This is a genomic window from Bifidobacterium platyrrhinorum (genome assembly GCF_010667645.1).
Taxonomy (GTDB): Bacteria; Actinomycetota; Actinomycetes; order Actinomycetales; family Bifidobacteriaceae; genus Bifidobacterium; species Bifidobacterium platyrrhinorum.
The window spans coordinates 199,503-225,989 of record NZ_WHZV01000002.1 but is presented as its reverse complement, the minus strand read 5'-3'; the positions used below and the strand labels follow the sequence as shown (position 1 = coordinate 225,989).

Here is a 26,487-nt window from a genome sequence, read left to right as displayed (position 1 = left end):
CTGGTCCGCGCCGTAGAACGACACGGTCGCATCCTTGGCAGCCGGAACATCCTTGTAGGTCGCGTAGACATAGATGTCACCGGACACGGTCTGCGTGGGATCGACCAGCTTGTCGCCCTCGTTGGACGCGAACGCCCAGCCCGCGAACACCTTGCCCTCGACCGCCGGAGCCTGGATGCCGGCGGTGTAGGTGGCGAACGTCTGAGTGCCCGCATTATAGGCGACATCCTGAATCAGGGTGCCGTCCGCCGACATAAAGTGCACGGTGGCGAGCTTTGCGGTGGTCTCGCTGGTCGTTGCGGCGGCGGCCGGCGCGTTCTCCGCGGCCTGGGCCGTCATAGGCGCCAGGACCGCCAGCGCGGCGATCGCGGTGGCGCCCGCGATAATCTTCTTCAAAGTCATGATGGTACCTCGACAGTACTTTCCTACTATCTCCTTGAGTTATCAGTCCCCATCAGGCGCCTTCGAAAATCCCTCCGGATACGCGGGATTCCTCTTCACTGAAATCCCACCAGAAAAAGATACCCCCCCCCCCGAGGACAAATATAGGGGGTGTAGGGTATTAACATCGCGACCGGAATCCATCACCCGAACGTTTCGCATACCGACGAAACGTTCGTATACCGGCGAACCCGGCGACGGCCCGCCGCATCCGTCGCCACCTCCCGGCACCCTCCATCCGGCACCCGATATCCGCCACCCAACGGCCCGCCTCGCCACCACAATCCACGGTTCTTCCTATGGATGGCTATCAAACCGCATGATTCCGCGGTTTTGCGCCGGCCACGCACGTTCGCGCGCGCAACGCGCGGCTGGTAGACCGGAACCATGACTTCAGATCTTGTGCATCATGGCGAATCGTTCGACGGCACGCCGCTCGGTTTCGCGACCAAATCCATCCACCTCGGCAACGGGGTCGACGCCGAGACCGGCGCGATCCGCCGCCCGATCACGCTGGCGAACGCCTACGCCCTGCCCTACGACCCCTCCGACATCAACTGGTCCAGCTCGGACGTGAACCTGTACACGCGCAACGGCCACCCGAACCAGCGCTACCTCGAGGCGAAGCTCGCGAATCTCGAAGGCACCGAAGACGCGGTCGTGCTCGCCTCCGGCGTCGCCGCCCTCGCCGCCACGTTCACCACGCTGCTCAACCGCGGCGACCACGCGATCTTCTCCGACACGACATATATCGCCGCCTACCGTCTGCTCAACCAAATCCTGCCGGAGAAATACGGCATCGAGACGTCGATCGTGGACACGTCCGATCCGGCCAACATCGCGAACGCGATCCGCCCGAACACGAAGCTCGTGCACATCGAGACGCCCGCCAACCCGACGTTGAAGGTCACGGACATCGGGGCGGCGGCGAAACTCGCGCACGATGCGGGCGCACTCCTCTCCGTCGACAACACGTTCAACTCGCCGTTCAACGTGCGCCCCGCCGATCTCGGCGCGGATGTCGTCATCGAAAGCCTCACGAAGTACATCAACGGGCACGGCGACGCGCTCGGCGGCGCCATCGCTACCCGCAAGGAGCTCACCGACAAGATCCGTTTCACCTATCAGGTGAACTACGGCGGCATCATCTCGCCGTTCAACGCGTGGCTCATCAACCGCGGTTCGGTGACGTTGCCGCTGCGCATGCGCCAGCACAACGCGTCCGCCCTGGCCATCGCGAAGCATCTGGAATCGTTGCCGCAGGTGCGGTTCGTCGCGTACCCGGGGCTCGAGTCGCACCCGCATCACGACGTGGCGGCACGCCAGCTCGCCCGTCCGGACGCGGGCTTCGGCGGCGTGCTCTCGTTCGGTCTCGACACCAACCATGACGGGCACAACCGGTTCGTGAGCAAGCTCAACGTGATCACGTCGGCCGTGTCGCTAGGCCATGACGAAAGCCTCATCGTGTTCCTCGGCGAGGACGACGAACGCCAGTACCTGTACCCGGAGGAGTTCCACCGCGGGTTCTTCCGCCTGGCCGTGGGTCTCGAGGACACCGACGACCTCATCCGCGACATCGACCACGCCCTCGCCGAAGCCGGGCTGTGACACGGTCGCGGCCCGCCGACCGTCAGCGTTCTGCGGACCGCGACGTTCCCGTCGGGACGGGAATTGTCCACCATCCCGACGGGAGTTATCCACATTCGTCGTGCCGACGTGGACACGGCGCTCCTCCATCGCGTACCCTCATCGCACGAACGTCCGTCGATCCGATGGACGCGGGAACAGGAGGGACGATATGACGCATGCCTCACGCGGGACGCGCGCGACCAAACGCGGTCTTGCCGAACGCGGCCCGGAACCGTATGGAGGACTGCTGCGGGACCATGATCGCGTATACGGGCTCAGGGACGTGCGCAGGGCCTGCGATCTGACGCAGCAGCAGCTCGCCGGTCATATGGGCGTGAACCAGAAGCGCGTGTGCGAGATCGAGCTCGCCGACATCGACCGCACGCAGGTCTCCACGCTGAAACGATACGTCGAAGGGCTTGGCGGCACCCTGCATGTCAGCATCGCCCTGCCGGGAAACGAGCCCATCGCGATCGTCTGAAGGCGACGTTCCGATTCCGCCCTCCCCTCGTCGTCATACGCCGCCGGTCCGCCCGTTGATTCGCCCGGCGGTCACCCGGCGGACCTCACGTTGGCCGTCCACCACGTGAGACGACCCCCTATAATGCGGAAAAGCACCCGATATTTGTACGGCGGAGGGGGTATAAATGGCATAGAGCCCGGCAACACATGCTCGGTTGGGCTCAACGACGTGGGTTCACGGCCGCGCCGTGCGTTCGATCCTCAATAGAACGTGCGCGCCGCCGGTGAGATTCACTGCATGGCCTCTCATCATTGGGACCCGAGAAGCCGTACAGCCCCTCTCACCGGCATCCGCCCGGCGAATCCACACGTGATCGGCGGCCGCCAGGCCATGCACCAAGACGGCGCGGGATGATTTCGAAGGCAGGCCCGCGCCACCCTCGCATACGAGGAGGTCGAGCGACCGCCGATCGCTTTTTCTTCATTGCATGTCACGCACCGTGGCGTGAAGCCGCCGTATTCCGTTTTCGCGCACTTCGAGAAACATACACGACACGGGCCGTATCAGAGAAAACACACTTTGTAAAGGGTTTCTGCAAGCTGGTACTTGCAGAAACCCTGAAGAACCGCTAGTTGCGATCCTTTGCGTGGTGCCGCCACATGGCGTAAACCGTAAGGCCAACGCATATGACATCGGCCGTGACCGTGTCGGTTCTGGACGACATGACGATTATGATAATCGCCATATACCACAGCATGGAGCCGCTTCGCGGCCCTTCTTCTGGTGTGCGCATGACGCGCCTTTCCGTCAGGCCGCGCCGCGTAGGACGCGGCAGCGTCATCCGACGATTGCCGGATGGCCGGTTCATCCCTGCTAGAGGATTCCACGGCGAAATTCAAGTCTATCGGTTATAGTGGAGGGGTCGGTAGAGGTACTGCTAGCCGTTCTCCTTTCAAGGCGGTGCGCAACGACTTTCGAGAACGGACCAAAACCGATGGGGTGGTTCTGGTCCACCCTCGTCAGACCAAGGGGCCCCGGGCATTTCACCGGAGCCCCTTCTCAATACCTGCGATGCATAGCAGTATGTCGAAGATCATGACGACTGCCATGTACGCTGTTCCCCGCGCACGTCAGGTTCCGATTCCACACCGAATATTTTTCGAGGAAATACAAATAGGGCCCCTGGGATTGCTCCCAGGGGCCCCTTGATTGGCGGCCGTGAGGCCATGCATCAGATGCGAGGTGATTTCGAAGGCAGCCTCACACCGTCAACTGCATTTGAGGAGGTCGGACAACCGCCAATCAAGCTTGTGATTGTTCGGCCTGGCCGCAGCGGGCTGAGCGTGAAGCTCAGGCGCGCTTGCGGAGCGTGAGGACCACGCCGGCACCGATCATAGCGATGACCGCGACAGCAGACACGCCGAGGACCGCGGAACCGGTCTGGCTCAGCTGAGCCTTGGCCTTCTTCGTGGCCTTCTTGGCGTTCTTCTGAGCCGGGGTCAGCTTGGCGGCCGGCACGACCTTGGTCCAACGAGCGGTGTACACGTAGTTAGCGGTCACAGGCTCGTTGATGTCGAACTCATGACCAGTCTGCGCGAACCAGCCCTTGAACTTGTAACCAGTGCGGGTGCCCGGGACCGGGACCTGATCCTCAGTGAGCTTGGTGCCCTCGACCACATTCACGCGGGAGATGTGGTTGGTGCCCTCGTCATCGCTCCAGATGAAGGTGACGGAGCGGGCGTTGTCCTGCTTCCACTGAGCGTAGATGGTGTCGCCGAAAGCGTTGACGTACTCGTCGTTCACGACGGCGTCAGCGTTCACCGGGTAGTGGCCCTCGCGATCGAAGGTCCAGCCGTTGAAGGTGTAGCCCTTCTTGGCGACCTCGAAGTGGATGTCAAGGTACTTGCCGCCCTCGGTGATCTGGTTGGAGGTGTACACCTTGCCGGTCATGGAATCGGCGTAGTTGATGGTGTAGACCTTCTTCTTGGTCCACTGAGCCCACACGGTGACGTCCTTGCGCACCTTGGCGGTGTCCGTCACGGCCTTCTTGCCCTTCTTGTCGAAGGTCCAGCCGGCGAAGGTGTAGCCCTTCTTGGCAACGTCGAAGGAATCGCTGAGCACCTTGCCGCCGAACTTGACGCGGTTGGTGGTGTAGGTCTTGCCGGTCAGGGAATCCTTGTAGGTGACGGTGTAGTAGGTGGCCTTCCACTGAGCGTAAACCACAGTGTCGTGGGAGACGAAGTCGGACTTCAGGACCGGGGACTTGCCTTCCTGATCGTAGCTCCAGCCGGCGAAGGTGTAGCCCTTCTTGGCAACGTCGAAGGAATCGCTGAGCACCTTGCCGCCGTTCTTGACGCGGTTGGTCAGGTAGGTCTTGCCGGTCAGGGAATCCTTGTAAGTGACGGTGAAGTACTCGGCCGGAGCGTCATCGAAGAACGCGACGAGGACCTGACGGTCGCCGGTGGCGACGGCATCCCAGTCGGTGAGATCGGTGGTGTACACCTTGTGGGTGGCCTTGTCGGTCCAACGGGTGATGACCTTGCCTGCGGGGATCTTGCCCTGGATCTCGGCCTTCTTGGCGTTGTAGAGATCGCCAAGCTTGCTGCCGGTGTTCACGAAGCCACCGGAGATGGACTTACCGTTCACGGAGAAAGTGACCAGAGTCTTCGGGGTCTTCTTCCACTGAGCCCAGATCTCGTAAGTATCCTTGGAAGCAACGTCACCCTTGGCAACCGGAATCTTGCCTTCGCGATCGTAGGTCCAGCCAGCGAAGGTGTAGCCGTCCTTGGCAACGTCGAAGGCGTCGCTCAGAACCGGCTTCCAGTACTCAACGATGTTCGTGGTGTAAGTCTTGCCGGAGATGGAGTCCTTGTAGGTGATAGTGGAGTGGTTGACCGGGGCGTCCTCGAAGAACGCGACCAGCACCTGACGGTCGCCGGTGGCGACGGCATCCCAGTCGTCAAGACCGGTGGTGTACACCTTGCTGGTGGCCTTGTCGGTCCAACGGGCGATGACCTTACCCGCGGGAATCTTGCCCTGGATCTCGGCCTTCTTGGTGTTGTAGACGTCGGACAGCTTGCTGCCGGTGTTCACGAAACCGCCGGAGACGACCTTGCCGTTCACCTCGAAGGTGACCAAGGTCTTGGCGACCGGCTGCGGCTCGGCGTTCTTGGTCCATTGAGCGTAGACATAGATGACGGTGCCACCAGTGACCGGGTCGTTCTGACCCACCGGCTTCTGGCCGGCCTGATCGTAGGTCCAGCCGGCGAAGGTGTAGCCATTCTCGGTCACGGTCGGCGCGTACTTCAGCAGCGTGTCGTTGAAGACGGCCTTATCGGTGGAGCTGTAGTCGTTGCCGGTCAGCGTGTTCACGAAGTGAACGGTCGCGTACTGCGGCACGGCCGGCTTGTCCTTCACCTGAGCGACCAGAACATGCGGAGCCTGGAACTCCTCGCTGTTGAGCGGAGCGCTGGTCTTAACATTCATGCCGGCATTGTCAATCTTCCAGCCAGTAATCTCCTGCTTCGAGAAATCAATATTGAAGCTGGACTGGTAGGTGGCAACAGCCTTGGCCAGCGTGTCACCACAGGAAACACGGCCATTCGCATCCGGCACCACAAGACGGTAGCCGTTGACTTCCAACGTGACACTGCACGTATTGTTGGTTTGCGTCGTAGTGTTCGGCGCGGCGGTTTCCTCCGCAGCGACCGCACTAGTCGCGGGGACGAGGCACACCAGCATCGCAGCTGCGGCGACCGCGCCCACAAACTTCTTAACAGTCATTTGGGACCCTTCGATAGTACTTCCAATTACCATCAGTTACACTTGTCCCAAGCAGACGCCTTCGAAAATCGCCTGAAACAAACCCAGGTTCCGTCCTCAACCGGAACCTCAGCTATCGCCTATGTAACTCCAAGTAGAAGACATAGTCAAGCTCAAGGGTTTTCCAAGCTTCGGCGTTAGGGGGGGGGGGATGCCCCATTTTCCAAGCGCGACACACCTCTTCCACCCCATCGCGAAACCCCGCAAAACACCCGACCGTCCACATAGCAAAACACCCGCCGCCGGTTGGAATCCGGTGGCGGGCGTTTCTCTCCTTACTCAAGCGTTACGACACGCCTGAGGACCGATAGGGTCCGATCAGTCCTCGAACGGGTCGAAGTCTCGACGCACACGGCGGCGCGGGCGCTCGGTGCGCTCCACGCGGTCCGCATGGTATTCATCGTAGTTCTCGTCGGTCGCGTAACGCGGGTTGCGATCGTAGCCGCCACGACGGCCGCCACGACGGTCATCGTCACGGTCGGAACGACGGCGACGCGGACGATCGTCATCGCGGTCGCCGCGCTCGGCGCGGGAACCACGGCGGTCGTCACGGTCATCGTAGTCGCGGTCGGCGGAACGACGGCGACGCGGACGATCATCGTAATCACGATCGTCACGGTCATCGTAATCGCGGTCGGCGGAACGACGGCGACGCGGACGATCATCGTAATCACGATCGTCATCGTCGCGCTCCACCGGGCGGCGGCGACGCGGACGATCGTCGTAATCGCGATCGTCACGGTCATCACGATCCGAGCGACGGTCGTCACGGTCGCGACGCGGGCCGCGGCCGCCGCGACGGTCGTCACGGTCGGAACGGTCGCCGCGGGACGGACGGTCGCCGCCGCGACGGCCCGCGCCCGACTCCTGATCCTCAAAACCGGGGATCGCGAGCGAGATCTTGCCGCGGTCGTCCACACCCTGGACGACCACCTCGACGGTGTCGCCCTCCTTGAGCACGTCCTCGACCTGGTCGATGCGCTCGCCGTTGGTCAGGTTGCGGATCTGCGAGATGTGCAGCAGACCGTCGGTGCCCGGGGTCAGGTTCACGAACGCGCCGAACGACGTGGTCTTCACGACCTTGCCGTTGTAGGTCTCGCCGGCCTGCGGCACGTGCGGGTTGGCGATCTGGTCGATGATCTGCTTCGCCTTCTCGGCGGCCTCGCCGCCCTCGGAGGAGATGAACACGGTGCCGTCATCCTCGATGGCGATCTCGGCGCCCGTATCCTCCTGGATCTGGTTGATCATCTTGCCCTTCGGGCCGATGACCTCGCCGATCTTCTCCACCGGCACGGTGGTGGTGATGATGCGCGGGGCGAACTCGCTCATCTCGGCCGGGCCGTCGATGCACTCGTTGATGACCTCGAGGATCGTGGTGCGCGCGTCCTTGGCCTGCTGCAGGGCGGCGGCGAGGATGTCGGCCGGGATGCCGTCCAGCTTGGTGTCGAGCTGCAGGGCGGTGATGAACTCGGAGGTGCCGGCCACCTTGAAGTCCATGTCGCCGAACGCGTCCTCGGCGCCCAGGATGTCGGTCAGGGTCTTGTAGATGTGCTGGCCGTCCACATCACCGGAGACCAGGCCCATCGCGATGCCCGCGACCGGGGCCTTCAGCGGCACGCCCGCCGCCAGCAGCGACAGGGTGGAGGCGCACACGGAGCCCATGGAGGTGGAGCCGTTGGAGCCGATGGCCTCGGAGACCTGGCGGATCGCGTACGGGAACTCCTCACGGCTCGGCAGCACCGGCACGAGGGCCTTCTCGGCGAGGGCGCCGTGGCCGATCTCGCGGCGCTTCGGGGAGCCGACGCGGCCGGTCTCGCCGGTGGAGTACGGCGGCATCTCGTAGTTGTGCATGTAGCGCTTCGACTGCGGGCCGGACAGGGAGTCCAGCTGCTGCTCCATCTTGAGCATGTTCAGCGTGGTGACGCCCAGGATCTGGGTCTCGCCGCGCTGGAACAGGGCGGAGCCGTGGACGCGCGGCACGATGTCCACCTCGGCGGACAGGGTGCGGATGTCCTTCAGGCCACGGCCGTCGATGCGGTAGTCCTCGGTGAGGATGCGGCGGCGCACGATCTGGCGCTGCAGCTCCTTGAACGCGTTGCCGAGCTCCTTGTCCTTCTCGGCGTCGTCCATGTCGGTGAACTCGTTGGCGAGGATCTCGCGCACGTGCTCCTTGATCTCATGGATGCGATCCTGACGCGGCAGCTTCTCCGCGATGGTCAGCGCCTCGTCGAGGTCGTGGTGGGCGATCTCGTCGATGCGGTTGTAGAGGTCCTCGGTGTACTCCGGGAAGAGCGGGAACTCCTTGGTGGCCTTCGCGGCCTTCTCCTTGAGCTCGTTCTGCGCCTCGCAGATCACCTTGATGAACGGCTTGGCGGCCTCGAGGCCCTCGGCCACGACGGTCTCGTCCGGCTTGGTCTGGCCCTCGTCGTAGATGAGGTGCCAGGCGTTCTTGCCGGCGCCGGCCTCGATCATGGCGATCGCGACGTCGCCGTTCTCGATCACGCGGCCCGCGACCACGATCTCGAACACGGCGCGCTCACGCTCGCTCCACTTCGGGAAGGCGACCCACTGGCCGTCGATGAGGGCCAGACGCACGCCGGAGACCGGGCCGCCGAACGGCAGGCCGGAGATCATGGTGGAGGCGGAGGCCGCGTTCAGCGCGACCACGTCGTACGCGTCGTCCGGGTTGACGGCGAGCACGGTCTCGACGACCTGCACCTCGTTGCGCAGCGTGTGCGGGAACAGCGGGCGCAGCGGGCGGTCGATGATGCGGCAGGCGAGGATGGCGTCGTTGGACGGACGGCCCTCGCGGCGGAAGAAGGAGCCGGGAATCTTGCCCGCGGCGTACATCTTCTCCTCGACGTCGACGGTCAGCGGGAAGAAGTCGTAGTTCTCCTTCGGGCTGGAACCGGCGGTGGTAGTGCTCAGCACCATGGTGTCGTCGTCCAGGTAGGCGGCGACGGCGCCGTCCGCCTGCTGGGCGAGGCGGCCGGTCTCGAAGCGCAGCGTGCGCTTGCCGAATGATCCATTATCGATAACGGCCTCGGCGGCCTTGATCTCGGGACCCTCCATAGGGTTCCTCCTTTTGTTCTTGTTCTGTTCTTCGGTTATACCTATGTGTTTTCTCTTGGTGCGCCCCGGTGCCGTATACGTGCGTGCACCCGCACCCATCGGCCCTTCTTCAGCCGGGCCAGGCTCTTACATTCGTTCCTGATCGCTGGCCTCGCGGCCATCAGACGCGGCCCTCCGGCCGCGCGTTCCTCGTGTCAACCCTTCACGATTCGTAAGCTGAGCCTCTCTCGTCGACCGCGCCTCGCGGCCTATCCTCTTGGGCTCGTCCCCTCTTCGGTTGTGTTGCCGTTGGCAGGCGTATGTAAAACGCCCGAACGCCGATGGCGCCCGGGCGGAAGTCTTCACTTATCGACGCAGACCAAGCTTCTCGATCAGCGCACGGTAACGGTTGATGTCGTTGCGCTTGAGGTAGTCAAGCAGGGAGCGACGGTCACCGATCATCATCTGCATACCACGACGGGAGTGGTGATCGTGCTTGTGCTCCTTGAGGTGCTCGGTCAGATCGGCGATGCGCTTGGAGAGCAGCGCGACCTGGACCTCCGGGGAGCCGGTGTCGCCCTCGTGGGTCGCGAACTCGTTGATGATCTGGGACTTCTCTTCAGCCGTCAGTGCCACGGCATCCTCCTTATGGTCGTTGCGCGGTGCCCCGGGCATGGTGCTCGAAGCGCTCTCTATCCGCGGGCGATTTACGCCAAATGAAGACTATAGGCGAGGGTGGGGACGACACGCAGGTCCGCCGAGGGCGGAGTTTTTCGTCGCTGGGGGTGCCGGGGCCGGGGGCCGGGGTCGGGTGCCGGGTGTGCGGCCATTCCGCGGCACCTGTCACTTGGCAGCCATTCCGCAGCCGCCCATGCGCGCCCCCACGCATTTCGCCCCCTGCTTATACGTCGCCGTTGATTGGATTGGTTGCCAGTCGAGAAACCCCGCTTATACGTCGCCGCATATGCCCTTATATATAAGGAGCAATCGGAATGAAAAGGAATCATTGCAGTCGCAGGATGGCCGCAACGGCCGGTCGATCCGGAAAGGAACCGATCCGGAAAGGAACCGAATCGGAAAGGCCGGGGATGGCGCTCACGCGCCGGTGGCGACCGTGGTGAGCAGACCGCCGAACATGACCACCAGCAGCGCGACCACCTCAATCGCGAAGAACAGGATGAACGACGCCCAACTGCGCGTGAGCACGTTCAACGGCGACTCCTTGCGGATCACCACGAGCAGTCCCACCCACACGACCGCGAACACGGCCACGCCGAAGCCGGCCGCGATGATGCCGAGGTTCGCCGCATTCGCGACCGTCGCCGAATCGCCGTACACCACATACGTCGAATACCAGAAGTCGAGTTTGAGCAGCGCCACACCGGCAACGAACTGTTCGGCCACAAGCCCGAACACGAACAGGATGCGCCACACCCACCTGCCGGAATCGACGATCGCGATGCCGAGGCACGCGACCGCCACCAGCGTGACCGTCCACGAGACGAACGCCATGCCCTGCGGCGTGAACGCGTTGAGATGGGCCGTGAGCCATGCGGTGTTGTGCACGGCGAGCGAACGGCCGAGCCAATAGGGCGCGATAATCGCGACCAGCACGGCCACCGCGTACACCGCCCACTGCGCCGGATGGGACCGGCCACGCTCGATGTCCGCAAGCGACAGGTCAGTTTCCGGGATCGTCGCCTCCGGATGCTTCGAGACCTCGACCGTCTCCACCTGGCCGTCCACGATCTCGGTGGCCTCGTTACGCTCGCTCTCGTCCGCCATGCATCCGCCTCGCTTGTCCGCCTCGCCCGATGTCGGGATGTGTTCCGCCGTTCATGCTTCACGCCCGTGCGACCCTCGACGGGTCGCATAGCGATGACCATATTAATAGGAGATGCCGCTATCATTGCGCACTCGTCGAATTCGGCACGCATTCACCCGCATACCACGTCAAGTGCGACGCGGCTTATCTCCCTCAATACGTGTTCATATGCATATTGAGTTGAGTGCGACATTATGCGTCGCACTCAACAGCAGAACCGGCTCTTTCGGCGTTGAGGGCATGCGCCCCTCCACACACGGGAATCGTTCGTCAACCCAGAACCGCCATTTTCCAACGATTATCCAAGTCCACGCCTTGGCACCCAACGCATATATAACGATTGACGTCATTTGAGTGCGACGAACGATTCTCCCCCAAACCGCAAAGTCGCTCCTCGCGCATTGAGTGCAATGGAACAATGCACCCCCAATGCGCATATAACGATTAATCCGCGTCGAGTGCGACGAACAGGAGTGGGATTAAGTAAAGAAGCGTGGGGTTAATAGACAAACGTGGGGCAAGGGTCGAAATGTGGGTCTTAAATCCCGGGTTAAGGGTCAAAACGTGGGTCTTAAATCGCAGGCGAGGCGTTCTCCCGTCTTGCATGTCGGGGTGTGATTAATACCCGAACCGTTAATCACAACCCGCCCCGTACAACAGAAAAGCAATTCACTCCGAACGGGCTAAGTAAAGAAACGTGGGTCTTAAATCCTGAGTAAGCCCTACTGCGGATTTGCATGTCGGGGTGTGATGAACACCCGAACCACTAGTCGCACCCCGACACACAAAACAGGAGAACGGCTCCCACCAGATTTAAGACCCACGTTTTGTCTATTAACCCGAACTACTCACGTCTCTTTACATGGCCCCAAGCGCACTGGGCGGGAAGCATGCATCGCTCAAATATGAAAAACCGAAACCATTGGAATATTCATGGTTTCGGCCTTGTGTCAGTGGAGCGGGCGACGGGAATCGAACCCGCGTAATCAGTTTGGAAGACTGAGGCTCTACCATTGAGCTACGCCCGCGCATCATCTCACCGGGTCTCCCCGATCAAACAACTCGAGCAATTATACACGGAGCCCGGCGACACACAAGCCGCGTCCCCGGTGCGCGTCGTCACCCTTCCCGCATCGTCATGACAACCACCTCGCGCGCCCGGAAACCGGTCGACGCAGGGCGTGGTGTCGTGTAGTTGCCGGACAACCATCTCGCACGCCCGGGAATCCAAAGCATTACCCCACCAGGCGGATCGCGCGTCCATGCACCGGATCCCGCATCAGGCGGGAAGCACGCCGACGTCGGCGGTGCGCACGACGTGCGTCACACCGGACGCATCACGCATGGTGAGCGACGCGTCCGCGTTCAACGCGACCGCCTCCCCCTCCAGTTCACTGCCGTCGACGAAGTGCGCGACGGCGCAACGGCCGAGCGTATAGCATCGCCTCGTCACCTCCTCGCGTAGCGATGCGGCCTGTCCGCGCGGGTCGGCGACGAACACGGCGACCCGGCGGCGCAACGACGAGACCGTGCCGGCGGCGACCATGTCACGCAACGTGACGCCGTCCGGCAACGGCCCATAATGCAGTTGCAACGACGTGGACTGCTCCGTGGGCAGCCGGTCGGCGGGCACGGCGAGGTTCAGCCCGATGCCGAAGATGACGCCCACCTGCGCCGCGGCGTCATCATGATGATCGGGCTCACCGGCGGATTGGCCCACTGCGGCAATGACGCCTTCCCCCCGCGCGGGCCGGCCCGGACCAGAATTCGGATCGGCGTCATTCCGATGCTTGGGCAACTGCACCAGCTCGGCGAGGATGCCGCCGAGTTTGCGGCCGTCGATGAAGATGTCGTTCGGCCATTTGAGCCGGAGCGCGTCGACGGCGGTCCTTTGGTGCATCGTATCGGCCGGTTCATACTGCAGGCCTGAGGCGAATGATCCGCGCAAATAATCGGCACCGGATTGTCCGACTGCTTCGGCGAGGCCGTCGAGTGCGGCGAGGCCGGCGATCATCTGCAGCCAACCGTTGACCGATTCGTCGGTCGCGATGGCGCGGGGTACGGCGAGCGCGTAGGTTACGGTGGACGACTCCCCCGGCCGGCTCACCCACGTGTGGTCGAGACGGCCACGACCGGCGGTCTGCCGGTCCGTCGCGACCACGGCAATACGCGGAGCACCAGCACCAGCACCAGCACCAGCACCAGCACCAGCACCAGTCAACACGATGCCGCCTTGGCTGATCAGCTCGCGCGCGAGGGTGTTGGTCGATCCGACTTCGTCGACGAACACCATCCGGTCGGCCATGGCGGCAGTACGGGGCATCGGAGAGGCATCGGCATGCTGCAGGTTCGTCATAACCCCGACTGTAGCGCGGGAGAACCGGACGATCCTCCCACATCCCATTGCGCCCCCGGAGGCCCGTTTCTCCGATCAGCCTGGCCGACGCCGGAAGAAACGTACCCAACGATGGGACCGACGCACGTTTCTTCCGGCTGCCCCGGCCGAGGCCGGAGGGAACGTACTTCACGACGGGTTCGATGCACGTTTTCTCCGGTCATCCATGACAGGCCCGGAGAAAACGTACGCAGGAGAAATCCACGCGTACGTTCCTTCCGGTCAACCCGTTCGAGACCGGAGGGAACGTACTCCATGATGGGTCCAGCATACGGTTGCTTCGGCCAGCTTGGCCGACGCCGGAAGGAACGCACCCAACGATGGGGCCGACGCACGTTCCTTCCGGTTGCCCCGGCCGAGGCCGGAGGGAACGTATTCCGGCACGGGACCCAACATACGGTTGCTCCGGCCAAGTACGACGAAGCCGGAAGGAACGTACGCGAGGGAATTCCCCGCGTACGTTCCTTCCGGCTTGGAGGGGTGTACGGTCCCGGGAGGAACCGTCACTCGTGGGCGACGATCACCTTGGTCTCGTAGGGCTTGAGGTCGACGCGATCGGGGAGCGTGACGTCGGCGGTGCTGTCGAGCGCGGCGTACGTGTCGGTGTTGGAGAAGTTGAACAGGCCGACGATCGTGCGCTCGCCCTCCTTGCGGACCACGGCGAGAATCGCGTCGTCGTGGGTGTCCCAGGTGGTCACCCACGCGTCCGGGCCGAAGCACGGGTCGTCGCGCATCTCGCGCAGCGACTCCATACCCTCCCACAGGCGGTTCTGGAGCGTGCCGGGGGTGTTGCGCTCGGCGGCCTTCTTCCAGTCGAACTTGCTGCGGTGCAGGTTGCGGCTGTCGGCCACGCGGTCCGGGTCCTCCTTGTAGTCCCAGCCGTTGAGCTGGCCGATCTCGTCGCCGCAGTTGAGCATCGGGAAGCCGCGCAGGAACGCCATGGCGCGGTGCATGAGCAGGTCGCGGTCGATAGCCTTCTCGTAGGCGGGCTTGTCGTGCGTGATGATCGCCTTCTCGACGCCGCACAGCGAGGCGGCGGTGCCGCAGCTGCGGGCGTCCTTGCTGGCCTCGTCGTAGTTGTACAGCTCGCCCATGGCCCAGCTGCCGGGGACCGCGCCCTCGTAGAAGTGGTACAGGAACTCCTTGTGCTTGAGCGGGTCGATGGCGAGGCGCACCTCCTCGTCCTCGTCGAGGCCCCAGCCGATGTCGTCGTGGCAGCGCAGGTAGTTGACGAACCAGCAGTTGTCCGGCAGGGCGTTGAGCTTGTCGGCCTGGCGCTTGAGCAGGCGCACGTCGCCGCTGGCGAGCGCGGCCCACAGGTTCACCATGATGGACACGTTGTACAGCATGTGGCATTCGGGGCGCTCGGGGGTGCCGAAGTAGGCGGCGAGCTCCTTGGGGGCCATGACGACCTCGCCCTTGAGCACGACGGCCGGGCAGACGATCTCGAGCATCATGCGCATCATGCGCACGATGGTGTGAACCTGCGGCAGGTTGCGGCAGTTGGTGCCGAACTGCTTCCAGATGTACGGCACGGCGTCGAGTCGGAACACCTCGACACCGAGGTTGGCCAGGTGCATGACGGAGGTCATCATCGCGGTGAAGACCTTCGGGTTGCGGTAGTTGAGGTCCCACTGGAACGGGTAGAACTGGGTCATGACCCACTTGCCCATCTTCTCGTTCCAGGAGAAGTTGCCGGGCGCGGTGTTCGGGAAGACCTGCGGGACGACGGCGTCGTACTGGTCGGGGATGGTGCGGTCGTCGTAGCAGAAGTAGTAGTCCTGGTATTCGGGGTCGCCGGCCTCGGCGGCCTTCGCCCAGCGGTGGGAGGAGGCGGTGTGGTTCATCACGAAGTCGAGGCAGAGGCTGATGCCGGCCTTGCGCAGCTTCTTGGTGAGCGCGGCGAGGTCCTCGTTGGAGCCGAGCAGCGGGTCGACGGTGTCGAAGTCCTCGATGGCGTAGCCGCCGTCGTTGTCCGGGTGGGGCATCTTGAGCAGCGGCATGAGGTGCAGGTAGGTGAGCTTCTGCTCCTTGAGGTAGTCGATCTTGCCGGCGAGCTTCTTGAGGTCGCCCGCGAACAGGTCGGTGTACATGGTCATGCCGAACATGTTGCCGCGCTTGTACCATTCCGGGTCCTGCTCGCGCTCGAGGTCGAGCTTCTTGAGGTCGGCGGGGCGCTCGGCGTAGCAGTCGGCCATGGCGCGTTCGAAGACGGCGAGCTCCGGGGAGTCGCCGTACAGCATGCGGAAGAGGGATTCGAGCTCGTCGTGGTGGCGGGCGAGGCGGGCGGCGAAGACGTCGTCGGTGGTGGGGGAAACGGCGTTGCTGTGATCGGTCATGTGTGACTCCTTGGCTTCGATGCCTGACTTCGTTGTGTTCCGATGACGTGTTTCAGTGTATCCTCGCGCACGCGAGTTATCAAACCGGTTCGATATCCGGCGTGTCAAACCGGTTCAACGCCTGTCGCGGCAACGGTAACAGCGTTTGCATCACACACCCGCCCACCATTCGTCTACCGCTCCCGTGGTGCGGCAACGCGCAATCTCCGCATCGTTGGGAAACAGCCGTTTTGCGGCACCGCACCATGGGGATTTCACCGCACCATGGGATTATGACTCGAGGAGCGCGACGGCGGAGGCGATGCCGGCGTCGTGGGTGAGGGAGACGTGCCAGCGGAGGGCGGGCATCGCCTTTTCGGACGCCGTCTCCTCGGAAACCCTCACCGACCCGTGCAACGCGCGTGCGACGTCGGCGCGCAGCGCGACGTGCGGGCGGCCGTGCGCGTCGTCGAGGATCTCGATGCCGGACCAGGGGAAATCGTCGATCGTGTACGGCAACAACCCCTCCCCCACGGCCTCGCACCACGCCTTGAGGACCGCCTCCTTGCCGGCCCATTTGGCGGCAAGATGCACGGCCTCGCCGTCGTGCTTCACCGCCGCGCGGGCCGCGGCCTGCCGCGTCTCGCGCACCGAGAACAACGCGCGCATGCGCGAGCCGGGCAGCGCGAGCTGCTCCGCGAACGCCGCCACGTCGACCACGTCATGGCCGAGTCCCAGCACCGGCATGATGACCCCCCATCGGTGTGCATGCGAAGGTGTGCATGCGAATCGATACGCATACGAATATGCATGAATATGTACGAATATGAAAAAGCCTCCCTCTGACGAGGGAGGTGGCGCGACGCGCCGGAGGGAGAGACCGCGGGAAACGCGCCGCGGTCTCTCCCCCAGTCGGCTTCGCCGACAGCCCTCGTCGGAGGGGGCCGATCACGATGGCCGGGCACGGTGTCGACGCGACGCCGCCGGCCCCTCGCCCAAGGGGCCGAACGGTGTCACGGCGTCACCGCATCACGCCTCGAAGTAGCCGGAGGCGTTCAGGCGGGCGTCCGGGTCGAGCAGCATCTTCTTCTCGACCTCGTGGGCGTCGTAACGGCCGCCGCCCGCGAGCTTCGTGCCGTCCTCGCGGAAGCGGCGGTTGTCGATCGGCTCGTAGAGCGCGGCGCGGCCCATCATGCCCTCCTCGAGTCGACGCTGGCCGGCGGCGAGACGGGCGTTCGCGCGTTCGCGCCACGCCTCGAGTGCGGCCTCGCCGTCCGCCTTCGCGACGGACGCCTCGAACGCGCCGGGGTGCACGAGCGCCACGAAGCCGCTCACGTGGCCGAAGCCGAGCGACGTGGCGAGACCGGCCTTGACCGGCTTGCCGGCCGCGGCACGGCCGAACGCGTCCTCGCCGCCGCCGATGCGCAAGGGCTTGCGCAGCCAGGTCATGTGGTCGTCCTTCGCGAGCTTCGGGTCGACGCAGTCGAGCGCCGCGTTCGCCGGGATGACGCCGGAGGCGAACAGCTGCGTCAGGCCGTTGACCTGGAAGATGCAGGCGCCGCCCTTCGCGTGGCCGGTGAGCGTCTTCTGCGAGATGACGAACAGCGGGTTGCCGTCGGCGCGGCCGATGGCGTGCGCCAGCGTGTTGTGCAGTTCGGACTCGTTCGGGTCGTTCGCGTTGGTGGACGTGTCGTGCTTGGAGACCACGGCCACGTCGTCCGGCGTGACGCCGAGCTTCGCGAGATCCCTCACCAGCTTCGAGTCGCGTCCGCCGAGGCCCGCCGCCAGGGCGCCGAGGCCCGGGGCCGGGATCGACGTGTGGGCGCCGTCCGCGTAGGAGTGGATGAATCCGACCACGCCGGCGACCGGCAGGCCCAGCTTGAGCGCGATGTCGCCGCGCGTGAGCAGGATCGTGCCGCCGCCCTGGGACTCCAGGAAGCCGCCGCGGCGACGGTCGTTCGCGCGGCTGAAGAAGCGCGCGTCGATGCCCTTGCCGTACATCTCGGCGGAGTTGGCGGTCGCGTTCATGTTGCCGAAGCCGATCACCGATTCCACGCCGATGTCGTCGATCGCGCCGGTGACGACGAAGTCGGCCTTGCCGAGCGCGATCTTGTCGGCGCCTTCCTCGAGCGACACCGCGGCGGTGGCGCAGGCGGAGACCGGCTGGATCATGTTGCCGTAGCCGCCGATGTAGCTCTGCATGACGTGCGCGGCGACGACGTTCGGCAGCGCCTCCTGCAGGATGTCCGTCGGGATCTCGTGGTTGAGGAAGCGGTCGAGGTAGAGCTTGCGCATCGATGCCATGCCGCCGAAGCCGGTGCCCTGCGTGGAGGCGACGAGCGACGGATGGATCGCCTGGAGGATCTCCGCCGGGTTGAATCCGGCCGACAGGTACGCGTCCACGGTGGTGACGATGTTCCACAGGGCGATCCTGTCCACGTCGCCGACCATCGAGGCGGGGATGCCCCACTTGACCGGGTCGAAGCCCTTCGGGAACTGGCCGCCGACCGTGCGGGTCATGGCGGCGCGGCGCGGCACGCGGATCATCGAGCCGGCGTGGCGGGTCACGTTCCATTCGCCGGACTCGTCGTCGCGGGCGATGGACGTGTGGGCCTCGTCGAGCTTGACGTATTCGCGGGCGACCTGCTCGGTGGGCACGGAGAAGGTGACGTCGTGGTCAAGGTAGACCTCGGCCTCCTCCTCGTCGGCGCCGTCCTTGTAGTCGTTGCCCATGCCCTCCTCGAACGGGCGGATGCCGGAGCGGGCCACGACCTCGTCGTGGTAGCGTTCGGCGATGTCCTCCTCGGGCACGAGGTTGCCGTCGGTGTCGTACCAGCCGGGCTTCGGGCTGTCGGCCCAGGTGAGCAGGCCCATGTTCCAGGCGAGTTCGAGCACGGCGCCGGCGTTGAGGTCGACGGTGCCGTCCGGGTGGATGCCGAGTTCGGCCTGGGCGCGCGTGCGGCCGGAGCCCCACGGGCCCAGTTCGCCGACGGACACGATGACGATCTCGTCCTCCGGGCGGGCGGTCACGCCGGCCCAGTCGGCGAGGTCCACGTGCGGCTGGTGCGGGACGTGCGGGGTGGGCAGCGCCTTGATCCGCTGCCCACGGGGCGCGTCAAGCGAAGAGTCCAGCGGACTCTTCGTAGCGCCATCCGTTTCCTGCCCGCTACGGCCGGAACCGGACTGCGCCGCCGCGTCCGCCTCGGCTTCGGCACGCAGCGCCTTGATGTCGATCGGCTCGGAGCCGAGACCGCCGGTCAGATCCACGTCGAGCGGGGCCTCGACCGCGGCGGCACGCGAGTCGGCGGTGCACAGGTCGAGCAGCTTGGCGGCGATCTGCGCGGTGGAGTACGTGTGGATGCCGTGGCGTTCGACGACGGCGACGAGCGGGTCGTTGCCGCCCATCAGGCCGGTGCCGCGCACCCAGCCGATCTTCGGGTGGGCGAAGGTGACGCGGTCCGACCAGGCGTCGCGCTCGGCGCGGGCGCGGTTGACGATCGCATCGAACGCGGACTTGACCTCGCCGTACGCGCCGTCGCCGCCGAACACGCCGCGGTTCGGCGAACCGGGCAGCACCACGTGCAGCTTGTGCTGCACGTCGGTGTCGGCGCCGATCTTCGCCAGTCCGGCGATCGCGCGCTCGACGCCCCACAGCATGAGGCGGGCCTGCGATTCGAACAGTTCGCCGGAGTCGGCGAGCGTGCCGTGCACCGGCGGGGCGGCGAACGGGAAGAACAGGGTCGGCTCGTAGGCGGGCTTGAGGATCGTGGTGGTCGCGCCGGTCGTCTTCTTCTGGACGTTGCCCACCCAGTCCACGAGCGCATCCACGTCGCGGAAGCTGGACAGGTTCGCGGGCACGAGCCACAGCTTGGCGTCGCCGGTGGCGTGCTCGCGGTACGCCTGCTTCGCCCATGCCTTGATGGACGGCCTGAAGCTGTGCGAGGTGGCGATCACGGTGGCGCCGCCGGCGAGCAGGCCCTCGACCACCTGGGCGGCGATCGAGTTCGGGCTCACACCGGTGACCACGGCCACGTCGTCAGCGAAGCGGGAGGCGGCGTCGCTGGACGAGGCCGGTTCGAGCGCTTCGGAGGCGATGCGCTCGAACGCGGACTTGAGCGTCCCGTCGTCGGCCTTCGCCGCGAACCACCGGGCTTCGTCGGCGACGGCCTTGCCGAGGCCGATGAAGCTGCCGGCGAGCGCGTCCGCGTCGTCCTCGTAGTAGGCGCGGGCGAGGTCCTCGCGGGCGGAGGCCCAGCGGTCGTCGAAGAGGATGGCCTTGTTCGCGTCGAAGCGGGGTTCGACCTGCTTGGGCCAGTCGGAGCCGAGTTCGGCGCTGACGGCCGCGACCACGGCCGCGTTCTCGTCCTCGCCGGCCTCGGGCGCCGGGGCGGCCACACCGAGCTTGCCGAGGACGAATCGCGCGGTGGCGGCGAGCACGCCGTTGGCGCCGGTGACCTTCTCGGCGAACGCGTCGAGCGCGGCGGAGTCGACCACGGCACCACCCGCGGCACCGCCGGCGGACGGCTTGGAGACGGCCACGCCCTTGGTCTGGCCGACGAGGGCGACCGCGTCGTCGATGAGCTTGTCGGCGGCGGCCGCGTTGGCGGCGGCGCCGGTCGGCAGCTTGGCGAGGTCGCCGCCGCGCGAGCTGGAGCCCTCACGGGTGTCGAGCAGGAGCGCCGCGGTGGTGGCGGCCACCCAGCCTTCGCCGAGTTGCCATACGCCGGTCACGCGCTCGCGGATGTGCGCCGGCTTGACGCCGGCCGCGCCGAACAGGGCGCGCAGACGGTCGCGGATCGCGTCGGAGAGGACCGGGCCGAACGGCTTGTAGTTCGGGGCGGCCTTGTTCACGATCTGGGCGAGCTGGGTGAGCGTCGCCTCGGCGGCGCCGTCCACGCTGGCCACGCCCAGCTCGGAGCTGATGTCCATGAGCAGCTGGTTGCGGCGGGAGGACACGCCGTTGGTGAGCGTGTCGGTGGTGTCGGAGGCGCCGATCTGGTCGAGGCGCACCTTGGCCGAGTAGGCCATGAGCACGCCGATTGCGTCGGCGGCCTTGAACGGCAGGTCGGCGACGGGGCCGGACGCCCCCTCAGCCGGCTGCGCCGGAGCCGCCTCGACGGCCGGGACGGGAGCGGGCGACGGAGCCGGGGCCGCGGGCTGCGCCGGAACCGCCGGAGCCGAGCCGAGTTTGGCGACGGCGGAATCTTGCACGCTATCGCGTGCAACTTCGCCTACGGACAGTCCACCGGACTGTCCGTTTGACGGCTCAGCCACGGATTCGTCCTCGCTTACCAGCGAGTCCGAATCCGTCATATACACACGCCCTTCATCGCGGCCCACGTTGTAGACGGTGACGTCGGTGCCGGCGAACTCGGGCAGACGGAGGGTCTTGGCGCCGAGGTTGGCGAGGGTCGGCGCGTTGCCGAGGCCGACCTCCACGTACTCCTCCACGCCGAGGCCGCCCTGCGCGGCCTTGTGGAAGAGCAGCGACTGGGTCTCGATCCAGCGCACCGGGGAGGCGAACTGCCAGGAGAGCAGTTCGGTGAGCAGCAGGCGGCCGAGCTTCTGGTCGTCGGCGGCGTAGGAGTCCCACACGGCCGGATCGTCGAGCGCGGCCTTGATGCGCTCGGAAGGCACGACCTCGAGGATCTTCGCCGCGAATTCCTTGGTCATCTCGAACGGCGTGGCCACGAGGTTCGGGATGTAGCGGCCGACGAGGCGTCCACGGTAGTCGATGTGTGCGGGAAGCAGCGCGTCGAGCTTGTCGCGGAACTCGGGCACGCCCTTCCTGAGCAGCGTGGAGTGGAACGGCACGTCGATGCCGGGCACGAGCATGAACGCCGGCTTGCCGCCCGCCTCCTTGGCGCGGCGGTTCGCGTCCGCCTGCAGCGCCTTGAGGCCCGCGATCGTGCCGGCGACCGCGTACTGCGCGCCCGCCAGGTTGTAGTTGACGATCTGCAGGAACTCGCCGGTCTGCTCGGCCACGGATTCGACGTACGCCTTCACGCCATCGTCGCCCACGCCGAACTGGTTCGGGCGCAGCGCTCCCATGCGGTAGTTGGAGCGGCCCTGCGCGTCGCGCGGGATGAGGTGGTGCATCGTGGAGCCGCGGTGGAACACGAGCTCGAGCACGGTCTCCAGCGGGATCACGCCGGCGAACGCGGACAGCGCATTGTATTCGCCGAGCGAGTGGCCGGCGAAGTAGGCGGGCCAGATGTCGCTGCCGGCTTCGCGCAGGCGCGCGGTCTGCGCGAACGCGACGGTGGCGAGCGCGACCTGCGTGAACTGCGTGAGGTTGAGCAGGCCCTCCGGGTGGCGGTAGGTGACGCCGTTGGCGGTGAGCTCCTTGGGGTTGTCGCGCACGAGGGCGAGAATCGAGAATCCGAGCCTGTCACGGGTGAGCCTGTCGGCGCGCTCCCACACGTCGCGGGCGGCGGGCGACTTGGCGCGCTCGTCCAACACCATGCCCTGCTTCTGGATGCCCTGGCCGGGGTAGACGAACGCGGCCTCGGGGGCGCGCACCAAGGCGGTGCCGCGGGAGACGAGCTGGCCGTCGATGCGGCAGGTGACCTCGAGGGTCATGCCGCCGTGACGCACCTTGCCGACGCGTTCGACGGAAATCTCGACCTCGTCGTTCAGCTGGACCATGCCGTACATGTTGTAGGTCCAGCCGGCGATCTCGTAGTGGGCGCCCTTCTCGTCGGCCGCCTGCACCGCGTGCTGGGCGGTGGCGGACAGCCACATGCCGTGCACGAGCGGCGCGGCGAGGCCGGAGATCGCGGCGCCACGCTTGGAGGTGTGGATCGGGTTGAAGTCGCCGGAGGTGCGGGCGAACGCGGTCATGTCGTTCGGCGCGGTCACCTTGACGCGACGCAGCAGACGGCGAGGCGTGGATTCGATCTCGTCGTGCTTCGCGTCGCCGAACTCCGGGGCGTCGGCGGGCAGCGCGTCGGAGTAGACGCGGCCGCGGATTGCGAAACGTTCGGTCTCGCGGGCGAGCAGCGTGCCGTCGGCGGCGGTGTGGATCACGTGGATGGTGACGACGCGGCCGGATGCGGACTCGAAGTAGTCCTCGGCCCAGGAGGCGAGCGTGACGGTCTCGCCGACGTGCTTGAGCAGTTCGTCCTCGGTTTCCTCGAGTTCGATGAGGTGGTCGAGGTGGACGGCGTTGAGCAGGCCCTCGATGACCGGGTATCCGTTCACGGACACGGAGCCGAGCGCCGCGTAGATCGCCGGCCAGGCGGGGCCGACGAGCGCGTCCGGCGCGATGCGGGAGGCGCGCAGCGTGCCCGGCAGGGCGCCGCCGGTCGCCGCCTCGTGGTCGTAGCCGAGGTTCGCAGAGAACGTGTACCGCGCGGTGGCGATACCGAACGGGTGATCGGCGTCGCGCGTGCCGTCGATCTCCGGCATCGCGGTCAGCTTGTCGCCGGTGATGGCGGTGTTGCCGATGCCGGCGGTGGCGGCGAGCATCGCGTACACGTCCGGGATCAGGCGTTCGCGGTTGACGATCGGCATGCCGCCGGTCGCGTCGGCCGGCACGGTGAGCGGGATGACGATGTCGCGCACGGCGTGCTTCGACTTGCCGCCGTCCGGATCGTCGTCCCAATACGTGTCGAGATGGATGTCGAGGTCGTATTCGCCGTTCGCGGCGTCCACGGCGCGGATCTCGTAATCCTTGTCGCCGAGCCTGGTGCCGTACGCCGGGTTGTCGGTCACGTGGCCCACCCAGGAGATGTTCGGCGACTTGCGGATGAAGTCCTCGGCGTTTTCGGCCTCGCCGAGCGTCGCGTACTCGTCCTCGGACACGGCGCCGGACTCCTTCGCGCGCTCCAGCGCGGCGGCCTCGAAACGGCCGAGGATGTCGGCCACCGGCTCGTCGACGGTGGTGATGCCGGCCACGGAGATCGGGCCGGGGATGACGCGCACGGAATCCGCGGAATAACGCGGGTCCTCGGACTGCCAGAGCTGATCCTGGCCCCACCAGCGCAGCAGGTCGTGGTCGATGACCGGCACGAACGGCATCGGCTTCGGGTATTCGCGCACGAGCACCGGGAACCACGCCTCGTCGGCCGGGGTGACCTTGAGCTCGGCGGCCTGCGGGTAGGCGGCGGCCAGCGCCTTGAGCGCGGGCGCCGGATCGGCGATCACGTCGTCGCGGGTCACGTCGAGCTTCGAATCGAACTCGCCGGAGTCCACGTCGGCCACACGCGCCTCGATGCGGTGGAGCAGGTCGAGGAAGCGGTCGGCGTACGTGTCGTCCACCCACGGGTAGGCGAGGTCGGCGAACCGCTGCGCCCACTGGAGGTAGGTCATCGAGGCGAGGTCGCCGAAGTACGGCTTCGCGGTGCGGTCCAGCGCGGCGATGATCTCGTCGCGGCGCGACTCGAGCTCCTCCGGGTGCTTCATGACGCGCACGAGCAGACGGCCGCACGCGGCGGAGGAGTTCTCCACCTCGTAGATGTCGGCGTGCAGGTGGCTCAGGCCGGACGCGACGCCGCCCACGGACCTGCCGGACGGCACCCAGCGCTCGCCGGCGGGGGCGAACGGGTCGTCGGCCGCGCCGGACGCGGCGACGGTTTCGGCGGTGATGCCGGGGGTCTTGACGAGCAGCTGCTTGACCTCGGGGCTGGTGTGCGCCTCCTTGGCGGTCATGACGGCGGTGCCGACGAGCACGCCGTCGACCGGCATGTCGGGCAGGCCGTAGGCGCGCGACCACTGGCCGGACAGGTAGTCGGCGGCGCGTTCCGGCGTGCCGATGCCGCCGCCGGCGACGAGCACGAGGTTGTCGCAGGCGCGCACTTCGGCGTAGGTGGAGGTGAGCAGGTCGTCGAGCGACTCCCAGCTGTGGTGGCCACCGGCGGCGCCGCCTTCGACCTGCATGAGGATGACGGTCGGGGCGACGGCCTTGGCGATGCGGATCACCTGGCGGATCTGGTCGACGGTGCCGGGCTTGAAGCTCACGTACGGCAGGCCGTCCTTCTTGAGCTGCGCGACGAGCGCCACGGCCTCGTCGAGCTCGGGCACGCCGGCGGAGACGACGACGCCGTCGATCGGCGCGCCGGACGCGCGCTTCTTCGGCACGATGCGGGAGGAGCCGAACTGGAGGTTCCACAGGTAGCGGTCCATGAACATGGCGTTGAACTCGACGGTGCGTCCCTCGTCGAGCAGCTCCTCGAGCCTGGCGACGTGACGATCGAACACCTCGGCGGTGACCTGGCCGCCGCCGGCGAGCTCCGCCCAGTAGCCGGCGTTCGCGGCCGCGGCGACGATCTCCGGGTCGACGGTGGTGGGGGTCATGCCGGGCAGCAGCACCGGCGGCTTGCCGGTGAGCTCGGAGAACTTGGTGACGAGGCGGTCGCCGGCGGGCGTCACCGCCACGCGCGGGGCGAACGCCTTCCAGTTCTGGGTACGACGCGTCTCGGCCTCGGCCGGGTCGAGCGTGGAGAGCGCGGCGCGCTCGGCGAGCGTGGTCGCCTCGACGACGCCCACGCCGGTGCCTTCGACCACGTTGCCGACGAGCTTGCCGAGCGTGGAGCCCGGGCCCATGTCCACGATCCACAGCTTGGCCGGGTCGGTGCCGGTCAGGGCCTCGCGCACGCGGGCGGCCCAATCCACGTGGTTGAGCAGCACCTCCTCGGCGAGCGCGCGGGCGCGGTCGGTGTCGAAGCCGCAGGCCTCGGCCCAGGCGACCGCCTGGTCGACGGCGGGCTTCATGAGCGGGGAGTGGAACGGCAGGGTCACGTCGAGGTATTCGAGCACGGGCGCGAACACGGCGCCGCCGCGCACCTTCTCCTCGCGCAGGCGGGCCTGCTTTTTGTGCTCCTTGGCGACTTCGACGGCGAAGGCGGCGAGGTCGTCCGGGAAGCCGGAGATCACGTGGTGGTTGGCCGAGTTGGTCACGGCGATGGCGATGGGGCCGCGCGGGTTGTTGACGCGGGCGGCGAGCGCCTCGACCTGGGCGCGGGTGGCGCCGCGCACGGACAGCATTGGCGTGGCTTCGCCGTGCAGCGGGTTGAGGGCGAGTTCGCGGGCGGCGCGCGTGCCGGCGGCGCCGATGAGGGCGGCGGTGGCGAGGATCTCGTCGATCTGGTCGCGGGCGGCCTCGATGGAGCCGGCCGCTTCGATGGCCTTGGCCATGTGGACGGCGAGCACGCCCTGCGAGTGGCCGAGCACGGCGGCCGGCTTGGCGGCGGGCAGCGTGTAGCCGAGATGTTCCAGATCGATGAGCGCGCCGAGCTGGGTGAGGGCGATGCCCTCGACGGAGGCGGTGGCGTCGGCGGCCGCGCCGAGGCGGGCCGGGTTCGGCGTGAAGCCGAACAGGTCGACCGGGCGGCCGGTGGTGGCGAGCAGGTCGGCGTTCACCGGCGTGAGCTTCGTGTAGGCGGCGTCGACGTGCGCGTGCAGCGCTTCGGCGAGCGTCGGGTCGGTGGTCTGGTCGGCGAGCGCGACCGGCCACGGGGTGGACTGGCCGGCGAAGGCGAGCGCGTGCGGCGTCTCGCCCGCGGAGAGCTGGTCGAGGAAGAAGGTGGTCATTGGTGTTCCT

The 26,487-nt window shown here is 66.2% G+C and carries 11 protein-coding genes and 1 tRNA gene; 2 read left to right on the top strand and 10 right to left on the bottom strand.

From position 1 onward, the window contains the following. A partial coding sequence (locus GFD21_RS04205) for an InlB B-repeat-containing protein (RefSeq protein ID WP_163196688.1) occupies positions 1 to 402 on the bottom strand: 402 nt, incomplete at its 3' end. Positions 403 to 828: 426 nt separating this feature from the next. Between GFD21_RS04205 and GFD21_RS04200 the strand changes: the two genes are divergently transcribed. Together GFD21_RS04200 and GFD21_RS04195 are read left to right on the top strand one after the other, a co-directional pair. Further along, a complete protein-coding gene (locus GFD21_RS04200) occupies positions 829 to 2,049 on the top strand; it encodes a trans-sulfuration enzyme family protein (RefSeq protein WP_163196687.1) in 1,221 nt (406 codons plus the stop codon). 190 nt (positions 2,050 to 2,239) lie between these two features. Then, the gene (locus GFD21_RS04195; RefSeq protein ID WP_163196686.1) at positions 2,240 to 2,551 is read left to right on the top strand and encodes an XRE family transcriptional regulator; all 312 of its coding nucleotides are present in this window, start codon (positions 2,240 to 2,242) and stop codon (positions 2,549 to 2,551) included. A 1,332-nt stretch (positions 2,552 to 3,883) separates the two neighbouring features. Here GFD21_RS04195 and GFD21_RS04190 read toward each other — a convergent pair. The 9 genes from GFD21_RS04190 to GFD21_RS04150 all read right to left on the bottom strand — a co-directional run bounded on the left by GFD21_RS04190 (position 3,884) and on the right by GFD21_RS04150 (position 26,477). Continuing rightward, positions 3,884 to 6,316 carry an InlB B-repeat-containing protein gene (locus GFD21_RS04190; RefSeq protein ID WP_163196685.1) on the bottom strand — a complete coding sequence of 811 codons (2,433 nt, stop codon included), beginning with the start codon at positions 6,314 to 6,316 and terminating at the stop codon, positions 3,884 to 3,886. A gap of 357 nt (positions 6,317 to 6,673) precedes the next feature. Then, a complete protein-coding gene (locus tag GFD21_RS04185; protein WP_163196684.1) occupies positions 6,674 to 9,427 on the bottom strand; it encodes a polyribonucleotide nucleotidyltransferase in 2,754 nt (917 codons plus the stop codon). Between the two features lie 345 nt (positions 9,428 to 9,772). After that, entirely contained in the window at positions 9,773 to 10,042 is a 270-nt protein-coding gene (rpsO, locus tag GFD21_RS04180) for a 30S ribosomal protein S15 (RefSeq protein ID WP_163196683.1), read from the bottom strand. Positions 10,043 to 10,501: 459 nt separating this feature from the next. Then, on the bottom strand, positions 10,502 to 11,191 hold the full coding sequence (locus GFD21_RS04175; RefSeq protein WP_163196682.1) for a hypothetical protein: 690 nt from the start codon (positions 11,189 to 11,191) through the stop codon (positions 10,502 to 10,504). Positions 11,192 to 12,185: 994 nt separating this feature from the next. Next, positions 12,186 to 12,259, bottom strand: a tRNA-Gly gene (locus tag GFD21_RS04170). Between the two features lie 251 nt (positions 12,260 to 12,510). Continuing rightward, entirely contained in the window at positions 12,511 to 13,587 is a 1,077-nt protein-coding gene (locus GFD21_RS04165; protein WP_404801552.1) for a biotin--[acetyl-CoA-carboxylase] ligase, read from the bottom strand. Positions 13,588 to 14,129: 542 nt separating this feature from the next. Continuing rightward, the gene (locus GFD21_RS04160; protein WP_163196681.1) at positions 14,130 to 15,965 is read right to left on the bottom strand and encodes an alpha-amylase family protein; all 1,836 of its coding nucleotides are present in this window, start codon (positions 15,963 to 15,965) and stop codon (positions 14,130 to 14,132) included. A 270-nt stretch (positions 15,966 to 16,235) separates the two neighbouring features. Then, positions 16,236 to 16,691, bottom strand: coding sequence for a holo-ACP synthase (locus tag GFD21_RS04155; RefSeq protein ID WP_163196680.1), 456 nt, complete (start codon positions 16,689 to 16,691; stop codon positions 16,236 to 16,238). A gap of 282 nt (positions 16,692 to 16,973) precedes the next feature. After that, positions 16,974 to 26,477 (bottom strand): type I polyketide synthase, encoded by a 9,504-nt coding sequence (locus GFD21_RS04150; RefSeq protein WP_163196679.1) that lies wholly within the window; start codon positions 26,475 to 26,477, stop codon positions 16,974 to 16,976. Positions 26,478 to 26,487 lie beyond the last annotated feature (10 nt).